Here is a 13324-nt window from a genome sequence, read left to right on the forward strand (position 1 = left end):
TATGGCAACAACAGATGAAAAAGTAAGGTACTCTGATGCAGAGTTGGAAGAATTTAGAGCAATAATTCAAGACAAATTAGATCAAGCGATAAAAGATTACGAATTATTGAAAGAAGCTTACACGAACGATAGTAACAATGGTACTGACGATACGTCTCCAACGTTCAAGGCGTTTGAAGAAGGTTCTGAAACCATGTCGAAAGAACAAAATGCACAATTAGCAGCACGACAAGATAAATTTATCCGTGATTTGAAAAATGCATTGTTACGTATTTCGAACAAAACATACGGTATTTGCCGTGTAACAGGAAAATTAATTAATAAAGATCGTTTGAAATTAGTTCCGCATGCAACATTAAGCATCGAAGCTAAAAATATGCAACGTTAATCAAGTATTTTGAAAAAAGTAGTACTCATTACCATTTTGGTTTTAATCATTGACCAAATTTCAAAATTTTACGTAAAAACACACTTTTTTTTAGGTGAAGACGTAGATGTTTTGGGTTGGTTTAAAATAGCATTTGTAGAAAATCCTGGAATGGCATATGGAATGCATTTCGGAGGAGAAACAGGAAAAATAGTTTTATCACTTTTACGAATAGCTTTAATCGGAATGATTATCTACTATATTAATGCATGGTCGAAAAAACTAAATAATAACTTCTTTATCATTCCGATTGCGCTTGTTTTGGCAGGTGCAATAGGGAATGTACTTGATGGAATTTTTTATGGCGTTATTTTCGATAAAGGAACTACTTACAATGAAATGTTTCAGGATTGGGTAGGATATCAAGGTGTCGCACAAGCAAACTTTGCTGGTTATTCTGGTTGGTTTACAGGCTGTGTCGTAGATATGCTTTATTTCCCAATTGTGGAGTTCGATTGGCCTTCTTGGATTCCAATTATAGGCGGGCAACATTATAAGTTCTTTCAGCCTGTATTTAATATCGCAGATTCGGCTATTTTTATTGGAGGACTTACTTTGTTTCTTTTCCGTAAAAAAGCCTTTACAACCGAAAATGGTGTAAGATTAAGATTTTAAAAAGATAAAAGCCTCGCTAATTAATTAGTGAGGTTTTTTTTAGAATCAGTAATCGTAGATAAAGATAAATAAATTATGAAACTTCAAAATGATTATTATTTCATTAGACAGATATATGCCCTTTTTGGATGTATTATAGCATTATCTATTTGTCTGTATTTCTATAACAGAAACATTAGAATTGCTACTCAGAATAAAGTTGTTACCACTACAATTGTTGAAAAGTCTTGTAGTGGATCTAAAGGGTCAAGTAGTGTGTATGTTTCTTATAAACAATTAATTTATAAGGTGAAATATGGAAGAAATGCTTGTGCGGAATTAAACCTCGGCGAAAAAATAAAACTTTATTATGATAATGAACGTAATATTCTAATAAAAAAAGAAGAAGCTAAACATAATCTATTTCAATTGACAGTTTCTTCAATAGCGATATTATTTTTTTTACTGCCTTGGAAAAAGATATTAAGTTGATGATGAATGAGCTAAAATAAACTTAGTATCGGTAATAATATAGATAACTGTATATTCACAATACTACCAAAGGTAAACATTGATTTACATTTGGTTATTTTATCAGTTTTTTTATTAGAGATAGAATTTTAACTTCTATAATATGTCATCCAGAGCTTGTCGAAGGATAAAAACGTTTTAAAAATATCCTTGTCAAGGTTTCAAACCTTGACAAGGATTTACATACTTCCGAACTTCTAATTTCGTAAAACATACAACTTAAAACGTATAACATTAATCTCGGTTGATTACACAGAGTTGTTTTATCCTTTCCTGAGAGTTATAAGCTTTACAGTACGAGTTTCAAAATTTAGCATTTACCGTAAAATAAGATGTGCTACTTGAATAGTTAAAACAAAAAAAACTCCTTTCAATTTCTTGAAAGAAGTTCTGTTGTGGTCCCTACTGGATTCGAACCAGTGACCCCCTGCTTGTAAGGCAGGTGCTCTGAACCAACTGAGCTAAGAGACCTTATTTAGAATTTTATTTAAAAGACTTTCTATTGTCTTTATGTGGTCCCTACTGGATTCGAACCAGTGACCCCCTGCTTGTAAGGCAGGTGCTCTGAACCAACTGAGCTAAGAGACCTTATTTAGAATTTTATTTAAAAGACTTTCTATTGTCTTTATGTGGTCCCTACTGGATTCGAACCAGTGACCCCCTGCTTGTAAGGCAGGTGCTCTGAACCAACTGAGCTAAGAGACCTTCGTAATTGGATTGCAAATATAGGGCTGTTTTTGAATAATCCAAATAGTTAAAATGAAAAAAATTAAATAAAATTTAATGTTAGGAGTTAACTCTTTTCATTTCAAAGAAATAATTTTTTAGATTTTAAAAAGAAATATTCGTCTTTTTCTTTTTCTCTTCAATTTTAACCCCTTTAAACAGGTAAATGATTCCGATAAATGAGATCGAAATGGTGATGATAGAGAAAATAAATGCCGCACTTGTTGCTAAAGTTTCATCAAAATTGAATCGATGTGCAGCATACATAAACACTGCTTCTCTTATTCCAAATCCACTAAATGAGATAATCGATAAAATTCCTGATACTAAAAAGATCAATAAATATATACTGAAATTGTCTGGATGAATATTCAATCCTTCCAAAACAAAATACAACATACCAACTTGTATCAATTGTAATACAATCGAATAAATCATCGAGTTGTAAAAAGTTCTTTTATGAATAGGGAAAATGATTCCTAAAATAAATGGAACAGCTACAAAACCAACCAATGAAAAGATTAAAGAACCATATTGTATCCAAGGGTAATCTGTCAAATTTGAGAAAAATATTAGAAAAATGATGATTAACAACATTGCGCAAAGTCCAATAATTTTGTCAAGAAAAACCGCCTGCGAAATTTCTTTTAGACTGATTTTATAGTTTTTATTCAACACATAAACTTTGTATGCATCGCCACCAATTCCACCTGGAACAAAGGTATTGTAAAACATTCCTAAAAAATACAAACGTGCATTTGATTTATATGATAAATCAAGATTGATGTCCCGAAAATAATAGTCTAAACGAAAAACAGACAATGCTTGCGAAAGTACATAAAGGATAACAGCAATAAAAATATACGCCCAATTCGCATTTTTGTAATGACTGAAAATATCAAAAATATGTAGTTTAACAAAGAAGATATAATAGATTAACGCAATACTAATCGTTAATTTAACTCCTGTTATAATATATTTTTTAGTTTTTGGATTCAATTGAAATCTTTTGATAATTAACGCACAAATTTAGAGAATCTTCTAGTAACCATTCAAAAAATTATTTACCTACCAATATTTGTCTTATATTATGTAGTTTTGTGTTTAAATTAATCGAATCATGCAATCAAAAATTATTGTAATTACAGGCTCTTCTTCGGGTGTAGGATTGACTTTGGCAAATTATTTTCACGATAAAGGACATCAAGTTTATGGTTTATCAAGAACAGCTAAAGGTCTAGAAAAATTTAAACATATTGCGACAGATGTTTCGGATAAAGAAAATGTAAAACGTAGTTTTCAGCAGATTTTTTCGGAAACGAATAACCAAATTGATGTGTTGATTAACAATGCCGGAATTGGAATGTTAGGCGCTGTGGAAGATGCTTCGAAAGCTGATATCGAGAAATTATTGGACGTTAATGTATACGGACCAATTTATACAATGCAAGAGGTTTTGCCTACAATGCGTGCGCAAAAAAACGGTTATATCCTAAATGTTTCGTCGATTGCGAGTAACAATGGTTTACCGTTTAGAGGTTATTATTCAGCTTCGAAAGCGATGATTGATCGTTTGGTTGAATCGGCTCGTTTAGAAAATCGCCATACAGGAGTAGAGATTGCAACATTGAATTTTGGAGATATCAAAACCAATATTGCAGAAGGTCGTGTGAAAACTTTTGTGTCAAAATTTTATCAAAAAAGATACGATGCAATGGTTGCCGATATCGATAACGAAGTGCAAGATGGTACACCAACAGAAGATTTGATTCCGATTATCGAAAATATTTTGGCTCAGAAGAATTTGAAACCACATTATTATATTGGAAAATCAATGCAAAAATTTTCTGTAACCTTGAAAAATATTTTACCTCAAAAAATGTTCGAAAATATTATTGCAAAATACTCAAAATTAGATTAATCCATGGAAGAAATTATTTGGCATTACAAATCTTTTGATGATTTAACATCGAAAGAGCTATATAAAATAGTGCAATTACGCAACGAAGTTTTTGTAATAGAGCAGGATTGTATTTATCAAGATTGTGATGATAAGGATTTGGTTTGTGGACATCTTTGGGCAACGATTGGTGATGAGGTTGCTGCATATTCTCGAATTGTTCCGAAAGGAGTTTCGTACGAAAATGAACCGTCAATTGGTCGTGTAATTTCGAATCAAAAGTTTCGTCGTTATGGATTAGGGAAACAATTGATGAGAAATTCGGTTCAAATCATCGAAAATCAATTTAAAACGTCTTCAATCCGAATTTCTGCTCAATCTTATTTGAAAGAATTTTATTCTTCGTTTGGCTTCGAGCAAGTTTCGGAAGAATATTTAGAAGACGATATTCCGCATATCGAAATGTTGAGAAAATGAAATTCTTAAAATACTTCTTTCTTACCTTATTCTCAGCTTTCATTGCATTGGTTTTGGTTGATGTTTATTATTCGAATCAACTCAAAAAGATGGCTTTGTTTAGCGGAGAAGTGCAAGAATGGAATCAAATAAGAGAAGGAAAAACGAATGTTGAATTGGCTATTTTTGGTTCTTCGAGAGCGTTTATTCAAATTAATCCGAATATTTTAGAACAAGATTTAAAACTGACAACGCATAATTTTGGATTAAACGGAAGTAAATTTAAAATGCAATTGTATCGTTTCAATTTGTATTTGAATCATAATCCAAAACCGAAAATAGTTGTTTGGAATTTAGATACTTTTTCGTTTTCACACATTGATGAAGTTTTTCAACCAAATCAATATGCGCCATTTATGTTGTGGAATTTTAAATTGTATGAGGCGTTAAAAGAATATAAAGATACAAAGTTGGTTGATTTTATTGTGCCGCTTTATCGTTACAGAGATCAAACGTATTGGAAAGATCAAATTGCAAGGGCGAAGAAAGAAAAACTGCATAAAGACGGACTTTTTCGTGATGATGGTTTCAAATCATATAACCGAAAATGGAATGTTGATTGGGGGAAAATGAAAAAGAAAAACTCTGATTTTGACTTTTCAGATTATGCTTTGTTAGAAGAATTAATTGCAAAATGTGAACAAGAAAATATTCAGTTAATTTTTACAATTGCACCCGAATTTTATAAAGGTCAAGATTATATGTTGAATAGGGAAGAAGTGATTAATCGTTATCAAACAACATTACAAAAGCATCATCTTCCGTTATTAGATTATTCGACTGATTCGATTAGTTTTGATCAAAAATATTTCTACAACACAACGCACATGAATTACGAAGGTGCGGATGCTTTTACAAAAGAATTAGCAAAAGATTTGAAAAAATATATAAAATAAAACGAACTTTAATAATGAAAAAAATACTATCCTTTTCTTTTCTTTTATTGACATTCGTAACGATGAATGCGCAATCTTTTCAACAAAATATAAAACGTGATTATATAGCCTATACTCAATTTGTTATAGAAAAAAAGTTTGATCAAGCTCTGGAATATACAGATCCAAGAATTTTTGAATTTTATTCAAGGGAACAGTTTAAATCTGCAATGGAAGCTATTTTTGCAACAGAAGGTTTAGAGTTGAAGCTGACTTTACCAAATTCGTTTAAAATTGGTGAGATTAAAAATATAGATAAGATTGATTATGTAAAAATGAATGTAGTTTCTTTTTATGAAATGAAGATAGCTGAAATAGATTTTGATAATGCAGATGAAGAGACTGTTAAATATGTTTTAACTGCGTTAGAAGAAGAATATGGTGATGGAAATGTTGTTTTTGATAAAGAAACTCAATTTTTTAAAGTAACAGATAATTCAGAAGTTATTGGAAGCTCTATAGATAATAAAATGACATGGAAATTTCTTGTAATTGATCCTAATTTGAAATCAATTTTAGGGAAAATAGTTCCAAAAGAAGTCTTAAATTAATAAAAATGCCTTACAAAGCTAGCTTTGTAAGGCATTTTTATTATGAAATATATTATCTAAATTACTTCAACTTCTTTTTCTTTTTTCTGTGTTAAATAAACGCCTGATAAAATCATTCCGAATCCAAATAAATGGATCCATGAGATTTTTTCTCCAACTAAAAATCCCCAAAAAACAGAAACTACAGGCATTAAATAAGTCACCATTGAGGCAAACATCGAACCTGTAGATTGTATCAATCGGTAGAATAGTATCATCGCTAAAGCAGTTCCTAAAAGTCCTAAAATAGCAACAAAACCTAAACTTTTTAATTGTTGTTCTGTTCCTTCGAATACATCAAAAAATCCTGAAATAATTAAAATGAAAATTGAAGGTAATAACCAAATTGTGAATAGAGCCGAGGATAATTGAAATGATGGAACGTCGTTTAAATAGCGTGTTAAGATTAAACTATTCATTCCATAAAGCGCGGTTGCTAATACAATTAATAAACAATGTAAAAGACTATTTTCGCCAGAAAAACCATCGCCACCAATTAATAAAACAGCTCCAATAAATCCGATTATTGCTCCCAAAACTTGATTTTTAGTTCCTTTGATATTGAAAAATAAAGCACCAAAAAGTAAAATAAATAATGGAACTAAAGAATCTAAAATTCCAGCCATTGAACTCGAAACGTGTGTTTGCGCCATTGGAAATAAAAACATTGGAATGAAATTTCCGCAGAAACCAGCCAATGCGACATATTTTAATTTATTTTTCGGAATTTTAAATAGACTTGGAATTCCCCAAATTGCCAAAATTCCTCCTGCAATTGTTAGTCTTAATGCTCCAACTTGATATGGCGTGTACGCGACCAATCCTTGCTTGATGAGAATAAACGAGCTTCCCCAAGTTAGCGCCAAAACGCCAAGGATGATCCAATGTTTTAGTTCGATTTTCATTTTCTAAGTTTGCGCAAAGATGCACATTTCAGATGATTTTATTGAGCTGTTATTTACAAAAACAATCTGTTGTATGGTCATTTACCATTCCGACCGCCTGCATATGCGCATAAATAGTGGTTGAACCAAAGAATTTGAAGCCACGTTTTTTCAAATCTTTTGCAATTTGATCTGAAATTTCTGTTGTTGCAGGAACTTCTTTTATCGAATTCCAATTGTTGATAATTGGTTTTCCATCAACGTATTTCCAGATAAAATCTGAAAAAGAACCAAATTCTTTCTGAATTTCTATAAATAATTTTGCATTATTAATTGCTGCCGAAATTTTTCCTCGATGACGAATAATACCTTCATTTTGGACTAATTCATCAATTTTAGCTTCATCAAATTTGGCTACTTTCTCTACATTAAAATCAGCAAAAGCTTTTCTAAAATTTTCTCTCTTTTTCAGAATTGTGAACCAACTTAATCCAGCTTGAAAAGATTCGAGAATCAAAAATTCGAATAAAATTTTATCATCTTTTACAGGTTTTCCCCATTCATTATCGTGATAATCGATATAATCTTGGTCTTTGTTTACCCAAGCGCAACGTGTTTTTTTCATGGTTTTTTATTGTAAATTCTAAATATTTTTATAAGCCTCTTCAACCGAATAAACGGGTAATTGACACGTATAATTTTCGCAAATATGAATGGAAGTTTTATTTTCGATGAATCGATTTTGAGTGATTTCTAAATTCTCTGTTTTTGAAGCAACAAAAATTGCATTCGGAACATAACATTGTTGAATTTGCTTCGAGAATTCTAATGCATTTTCACCAACAATTACAATTTCTTTGAACGGATAAGCGAAATTTAGATACAACTGAATCCAATTTGCAAAACCAGTTGGATAATCGTGAATTTTTTCTTCGATATTGTTTAACATTTGTTTCGCTTGTTCAATGTATTTTTCGTGATTGAGAATCTTCCCTAATTTGAACAAATTATTTGCCATTACCGAATTTGATGATGAAATAACATTGTCATAAATCTCAAATGTTTCGTTAACCAAAGGCGTATCATAATGGGATTTGTACGCAAACATTTTATTCTTATGATTATAAAATTGATTGAAAACTTCTTCTGTTAAGGTTTGAGCAGTTTCTAAATAATGCATTTCTAAAGTAACTTCATAAAGCTTGATTAACGCTTCAATCATTAGGGCATAATCATCCAAAAATCCTGGAATTGTTGTTTGATTATCCTTATAATTTCTGAACAAGATTTCACCATTCCATTGATTTTCTAAAATAAAATTGGTTGCATTTTTTGCTAAATCAAGATATTCATCGTTTTCAAAAGTGATGTATGCATCGCACAAACCTTTTATGTTTAAAGCATTCCAAGAAGTTAAAACTTTTTCATCACGATGAGGTTTGATGCGCTTTTCACGAATTGGATTAAGGGTTTTTTTCCATTCATTAACTTTAGCTTGAAGTTCTGTTTTTGTAATATTCTGTTTTGATGCGAAATCTTCGTCATCTGTCAAGCGCATCAAAATATTATTACCATGTTCCCATTCTCCAAATTCATCAACATTATAATATTTTTGAAATAAGTCGAAATCATTTTTCAAAATTGTTTTCAATTCATCCGATTTCCAAACATAATATTTTCCTTCTTCGCCTTCAGAATCAGCATCAATAGCAGAATAAAAAACATTTTCAGACGAAAGCATTTCATCTTTCAGCCAATTAATCGTTTCTTCGACAACTGTTTTATATTCATTTTCTTCATAAACTTTATATGCATTCGAATAAAGCGAAAGCAATTGTCCGTTATCGTAAAGCATTTTTTCGAAATGTGGAACTTTCCAATACGGATCGACCGAATAGCGAGAAAAACCACCTTTTAGTTGATCGTAAATTCCGCCAAAAGCCATTCTATCTAATGTTATTTTGGTTTGAATTAAACAATGTTCGTTGTTAGTTTGAATTCCATGTCGCAAAATTGTTTCCCAAGCATTTGGTAACATAAATTTCGGTGCACGATTAAATCCGCCCCATTCATCATCAAATTGTTGTTGCCAAAATTCAAATGTTTCATCAATTTTATGTGTTGAAAAAGTGGAAGAAGATTTCAATTCGATTGTTTCCATTTTATTCAAACCATCCGCAATAGAGTTGACATATTCCATTGTTTTAGCTTGATTGTGATGATATAAATGGTTGATATTTTCTAATAATTCAATCCATTGAACTTTCGGGAAATAAGTTCCGCCATAAAAAGGGCGACCATCAGGTAAAGCAAAAACATTGAGTGGCCAACCGCCAGATTGATGAATTAATTGTGAGACATTCATATACAAAGCGTCTAAATCAGGACGTTCTTCACGATCAATTTTAATACAAACAAAATTCTCATTCATCACTTTTGCAACTTCATCGTCTTCAAAAGACTGATGTTCCATCACATGACACCAGTGACAAGCAGAATATCCAATTGAAATAAGCAAAGGTTTGTTGACTTTTTTTGCATGATTCAAAACTTCGTCACTCCAACTTTGCCACCAAACAGGATTGTTTTGGTGTTGTTTCAAATACGGACTTGTCGCTGATTTTAGATTATTTTGTTGAAAATTCATGATTCTTGTTTAGAAATTTAAAGTTCGTACAATTTTTGTGGATGAAAAATTATATTTTCGATAAAAATTAAAACACATGAACATTTACGAATACATTTCTATTGGCGCATATATGGCTCTGATGATTGGAATCGGGATTTATTCCTACCGAAAATCAACAAGTAATTCCGAAGATTTTTTGATTGGAGGAAGGAAAATGGGAGCGGCTGTAACGGCGCTTTCTGCTGGTGCTGCTGATATGAGTGGTTGGTTGTTAATGGGCGTTCCAGGAGCAATGTATTTTACAGGTTTGTCGAGTGCTTGGATTGCAATTGGATTGACAACAGGATGTTTTTTGAACTATATTTTTGTCGCACCGCGATTACGAATCTATACAGAAATCGCTCAAAATTCGATTACATTACCAGTATTTTTCGAAAATCGTTTCAAAGATAAATCTCGTTTATTGCGAATTGTATCTTCAATATTAATCTTAGTCTTTTTTACATTATATACATCTGCTGGAATGGTTTCTGGAGGGAAATTGTTTGAATCTGCTTTTGGATTAGATTATATGACAGGACTTTGGATGACAAGTTTTGTAGTTGTATTGTATACTTTTTTAGGAGGTTTTTTAGCTGTAAGTTTAACTGATTTCGTACAAGGAACTATCATGGTTTTGGCTTTGGTTATTGTTCCGATTGTAGCGATTTCTGAAATTGGCGGAGTTGGAGAAACTTTTTCATTGATTAATGATAAAGGTGATAAATATTTGGATTTATTCAAAGGGACAACAACAATTAGTATTTTATCGTTGATGGCATGGGGATTAGGATATTGTGGACAACCACATATTTTAGTACGTTTTATGGCAATTGGTAATCCGAAAGATTTAGCAAAAGCAAGAAACATTGGGATTACTTGGATGATCTTTACAGTGGGTGGAGCTCTTTTAGTTGGATTAGTTGGGATTGCTTATTTGATGAAATTTGATCAAACAACTATGCTGAAATTTGATGGTTCTAAAACAGAAGCAGAAACGATATTCATTTATTTTTCTCGTGTTTTATTTCATCCATTAGTTGGAGGATTTTTATTATCAGCAATTTTAGCTGCAGTAATGAGTACAATTTCTTCACAATTATTAGTAACATCAAGTTCGTTAACAGAAGATATTTACAAGGCATTTTTGAACAAAAAAGCCTCTCCGAAACAATTGTTAACAGCAAGTCGTTTATCGGTTTTAATTGTAGCAGTTATAGCAGTATTATTGTCCTTAACACCTAAAGATTCTATTTTAAACTTAGTTGGAAATGCTTGGGCAGGATTTGGATCTGCATTTGGACCAGTGATTGTTTTCTCACTTTTCTGGAAAAAAACCTCTTGGCAAGGTGCATTGGCTGGAATGTTAACAGGAGGAATTGTTGTTTTAGCTTGGGTTTATGCAAATCATGATTACAAAGATTGGTATGAAATGATTCCAGGATTTATTTCTTCAGTTATTGCAATTTATGTAGTTTCATTATTGACTCAAAAACCGAATCAAGAGATTGATAAAGAATTTGATGAAATGAAAGCTGTTTTGAAAGAGAATTAATGCAATAAAAATATAAAAAATTAGGTAGGCTTTTGTCTACCTTTTTTATTGTTAAAAATTATGAATTTATTATTCAAAAGTTAAAACTTAAAACATCAACAATTGTTGATAAGTTTCACTTATAGAGAATAAGGTCAAAAGAGAGATTTGTTTGTATATTTGTAAAGTTTGATTAAAAAAATAGTCAAAATTAAATCAATTTATACGAAAATATGAACGATATTATTCAATTACTGCCAGATCATGTAGCCAATCAAATTGCCGCAGGAGAAGTTGTACAACGACCAGCTTCTGTGATAAAAGAATTGATTGAAAATGCGGTGGATTCTGGTGCAACTTCTATTCAGGTAATTGTAAAAGATGCTGGAAGAAGCTTGATTCAAGTGATTGATAATGGTTCGGGAATGAGTGTGACGGATGTCCGAATGGCTTTTGAACGTCACGCGACTTCAAAAATAAGAAAGACAGAGGATATTTATAATATTCATACAAAAGGTTTTCGTGGAGAGGCTTTAGCGTCGATTGCAGCTGTTGCGCAAGTAGAAACGAAAACATGTCGAGAAGAGGATGAGGTTGGTTCGCAATTGGTGATTGAAGGTGGAGAAGTTCGCAATCAAGATCCTGTTGTTTGTCCAGTTGGAACGTCTATTTCGGTCAAAAATCTTTTCTATAATGTGCCTGCTCGTCGTAATTTCTTAAAATCTAATCAGGTTGAATTTCGTCATATTCAAGATGAGTTTCAACGTGTTTCGATGGCGCACGAAAACATTAGTTTCTTTTTACATCACAATGATGCAGAGGTTTATCATTTGAAAGCCGGAAATCTGAAACAACGTATTGCTCAAATTTTCGGAAAAAAATTAAGTTCACAAATTATATCCGTTGAAGAAGATACAGAAATTGTAAAAGTGAAAGGTTTTGTGGGGAAACCAGATGCTGCAAAAAAATCGCGTGGCGAACAATTTTTCTTTGTGAATAATCGCTTTATTCGTAGTGGATATTTGCATAATGCAATCGTAGATGCTTTTGAGAGTTTGTTGCCAACGGGGTATAGTCCTTCTTATTTTTTGTATTTAGAAATTGATCCGTCAAAAATTGATATTAACATTCATCCAACTAAAACAGAAATTAAATTTGAGGATGAAGCATTGATTTTTACTATTCTTAGAGCTGCTGTAAAACACGCTTTGGGACAATTTAATGTAATTCCTTCGTTGGATTTTGAACAAGATCCAAACTGGGCATTTATTCCATCTGCGACGGAAGATACAGAAATTAAAATGCCAGAAATTACGGTTGATTCTAGTTTTAACCCTTTCGAGCATCAACAAACAAGAGCGCCGAAACCGTCTGATATTCGTGCGAATATGGATTTTTATAAAGATGCTGTTGAGTTAGAAATCGAAAATAATCATGCGCATCAATTATTTGAATCTGAAGATTTTCATGATAGTTTTGAAGTAATTCAATGGATGAATCAATATTTGGTTGTTGAATATCGTGGCGAATTGTTAATCATCGATCAACATCGCGCGCATCAAAAAATATTATTCGAAAAATTTATACATTCAAATAATGGAAGTGCTTTGGTACAACAAATGCTTTTCCCGATTGAGTTGGAACTTTCGCCAAATGATCGTCAGAAATTAATCAATGTAGAGCATCAATTGTTGAGTTTTGGTTTTGATATTTCGTTGGATGAAGAAGCAATACAGATTAATGCGATTCCTGTTGATGTGCAACAAGAGGATGTAGTGTCTGTTTTTATGGATTTTATCGAGGAATTAGAATACCAAGAATCAATTGAATTAGAAAATACGTTTGCAAAAATTTTAGCAAAAAATGCGGCTGTTAAAAAAGGAGTTTCATTAAAATCTGAACAAATGCAAACTTTGGTTGAAGAATTGTTAAGACTACCAAATCCGAATTATACGCCATACGGACGCCCAATTTTTGTGCAGATGAATACGGCTGATATCAAAAAAACATTACAATAAA

The 13324-nt window shown here is 31.8% G+C and carries 13 protein-coding genes and 3 tRNA genes; 9 read left to right on the plus strand and 7 right to left on the minus strand.

The genetic code is table 11. The features are described from left to right. Nucleotide 1: 1 nt before the first annotated feature. From N5D46_RS02565 to N5D46_RS02575, 3 genes are all read left to right on the plus strand, one after another. A complete protein-coding gene (locus tag N5D46_RS02565; RefSeq protein WP_038331914.1) occupies nt 2-388 on the plus strand; it encodes a TraR/DksA C4-type zinc finger protein in 387 nt (128 codons plus the stop codon). A 9-nt stretch (nt 389-397) separates the two neighbouring features. Continuing rightward, the gene (locus N5D46_RS02570; RefSeq protein ID WP_038331916.1) at nt 398-1042 is read left to right on the plus strand and encodes a lipoprotein signal peptidase; all 645 of its coding nucleotides are present in this window, start codon (nt 398-400) and stop codon (nt 1040-1042) included. 75 nt (nt 1043-1117) lie between these two features. Next, complete coding sequence (locus N5D46_RS02575) at nt 1118-1513, plus strand: hypothetical protein (protein ID WP_115001528.1); 396 nt, start codon at nt 1118-1120, stop codon at nt 1511-1513. A 435-nt stretch (nt 1514-1948) separates the two neighbouring features. Here N5D46_RS02575 and N5D46_RS02580 read toward each other — a convergent pair. The 4 genes from N5D46_RS02580 to N5D46_RS02595 all read right to left on the minus strand — a co-directional run bounded on the left by N5D46_RS02580 (nt 1949) and on the right by N5D46_RS02595 (nt 3277). Next, nucleotides 1949-2023, minus strand: a tRNA-Val gene (locus N5D46_RS02580). A 42-nt stretch (nt 2024-2065) separates the two neighbouring features. Then, nucleotides 2066-2140 (minus strand) — tRNA-Val (locus N5D46_RS02585). A 42-nt stretch (nt 2141-2182) separates the two neighbouring features. Then, nucleotides 2183-2257, minus strand: a tRNA-Val gene (locus N5D46_RS02590). Nucleotides 2258-2383: 126 nt separating this feature from the next. Next, nucleotides 2384-3277, minus strand: a complete 894-nt coding sequence (locus N5D46_RS02595; protein ID WP_115001527.1) for a lysylphosphatidylglycerol synthase transmembrane domain-containing protein — start codon at nt 3275-3277, stop codon at nt 2384-2386. Nucleotides 3278-3398: 121 nt separating this feature from the next. On the opposite strand from N5D46_RS02595, the gene N5D46_RS02600 reads away from it, so the two are divergent. The 4 genes from N5D46_RS02600 to N5D46_RS02615 are packed head-to-tail and all read left to right on the plus strand — an operon-like array spanning nt 3399 to nt 6180. After that, nucleotides 3399-4199, plus strand: coding sequence for an SDR family NAD(P)-dependent oxidoreductase (locus N5D46_RS02600; protein WP_280049112.1), 801 nt, complete (start codon nt 3399-3401; stop codon nt 4197-4199). A gap of 3 nt (nt 4200-4202) precedes the next feature. Then, a complete protein-coding gene (locus tag N5D46_RS02605) occupies nt 4203-4655 on the plus strand; it encodes a GNAT family N-acetyltransferase (protein WP_280049113.1) in 453 nt (150 codons plus the stop codon). Further along, nucleotides 4652-5590, plus strand: coding sequence for a hypothetical protein (locus N5D46_RS02610; protein ID WP_280035997.1), 939 nt, complete (start codon nt 4652-4654; stop codon nt 5588-5590). The genes N5D46_RS02605 and N5D46_RS02610 overlap by 4 nt, the downstream gene beginning before the upstream one ends. A 14-nt stretch (nt 5591-5604) precedes the next feature. Then, nucleotides 5605-6180: a hypothetical protein gene (locus N5D46_RS02615; protein WP_125348682.1), complete on the plus strand. Its 576-nt coding sequence runs from the start codon at nt 5605-5607 to the stop codon at nt 6178-6180. A gap of 56 nt (nt 6181-6236) precedes the next feature. Here the strand turns inward: N5D46_RS02615 and N5D46_RS02620 are convergent, their stop codons facing one another. The 3 genes from N5D46_RS02620 to N5D46_RS02630 are packed head-to-tail and all read right to left on the minus strand — an operon-like array spanning nt 6237 to nt 9750. Continuing rightward, a complete protein-coding gene (locus tag N5D46_RS02620) occupies nt 6237-7124 on the minus strand; it encodes a DMT family transporter (protein ID WP_280035998.1) in 888 nt (295 codons plus the stop codon). Between the two features lie 49 nt (nt 7125-7173). Next, complete coding sequence (locus N5D46_RS02625; RefSeq protein WP_280049114.1) at nt 7174-7728, minus strand: DNA-3-methyladenine glycosylase I; 555 nt, start codon at nt 7726-7728, stop codon at nt 7174-7176. 18 nt (nt 7729-7746) lie between these two features. Then, complete coding sequence (locus N5D46_RS02630) at nt 7747-9750, minus strand: thioredoxin domain-containing protein (protein WP_280049115.1); 2004 nt, start codon at nt 9748-9750, stop codon at nt 7747-7749. Between the two features lie 76 nt (nt 9751-9826). Between N5D46_RS02630 and putP the strand changes: the two genes are divergently transcribed. Next, entirely contained in the window at nt 9827-11326 is a 1500-nt protein-coding gene (gene putP, locus N5D46_RS02635; RefSeq protein WP_280049116.1) for a sodium/proline symporter PutP, read from the plus strand. Between the two features lie 212 nt (nt 11327-11538). Next, nucleotides 11539-13323, plus strand: a complete 1785-nt coding sequence (gene mutL / locus N5D46_RS02640) for a DNA mismatch repair endonuclease MutL (protein ID WP_219033639.1) — start codon at nt 11539-11541, stop codon at nt 13321-13323. Nucleotide 13324 lies beyond the last annotated feature (1 nt).

The organism is Empedobacter sp. GD03865, from assembly GCF_029840775.1.
In the GTDB taxonomy this organism is placed as follows: domain Bacteria; phylum Bacteroidota; class Bacteroidia; order Flavobacteriales; family Weeksellaceae; genus Empedobacter; species Empedobacter falsenii_B.

Bases quoted from the DNA above. Each gene is read 5' to 3' on its own strand.
- N5D46_RS02610 (WP_280035997.1), top strand. From the start codon at position 4,652: ATGAAATTCTTAAAATACTTCTTTCTTACCTTATTCTCAGCTTTCATT.
- mutL (WP_219033639.1), top strand. From the start codon at position 11,539: ATGAACGATATTATTCAATTACTGCCAGATCATGTAGCCAATCAAATT.
- putP (WP_280049116.1), top strand. From the start codon at position 9,827: ATGAACATTTACGAATACATTTCTATTGGCGCATATATGGCTCTGATG.
- N5D46_RS02575 (WP_115001528.1), top strand. From the start codon at position 1,118: ATGAAACTTCAAAATGATTATTATTTCATTAGACAGATATATGCCCTT.
- N5D46_RS02600 (WP_280049112.1), top strand. From the start codon at position 3,399: ATGCAATCAAAAATTATTGTAATTACAGGCTCTTCTTCGGGTGTAGGA.
- N5D46_RS02625 (WP_280049114.1), bottom strand. From the start codon at position 7,728: ATGAAAAAAACACGTTGCGCTTGGGTAAACAAAGACCAAGATTATATC.
- N5D46_RS02605 (WP_280049113.1), top strand. From the start codon at position 4,203: ATGGAAGAAATTATTTGGCATTACAAATCTTTTGATGATTTAACATCG.
- N5D46_RS02565 (WP_038331914.1), top strand. From the start codon at position 2: ATGGCAACAACAGATGAAAAAGTAAGGTACTCTGATGCAGAGTTGGAA.
- N5D46_RS02615 (WP_125348682.1), top strand. From the start codon at position 5,605: ATGAAAAAAATACTATCCTTTTCTTTTCTTTTATTGACATTCGTAACG.
- N5D46_RS02630 (WP_280049115.1), bottom strand. From the start codon at position 9,750: ATGAATTTTCAACAAAATAATCTAAAATCAGCGACAAGTCCGTATTTG.
- N5D46_RS02620 (WP_280035998.1), bottom strand. From the start codon at position 7,124: ATGAAAATCGAACTAAAACATTGGATCATCCTTGGCGTTTTGGCGCTA.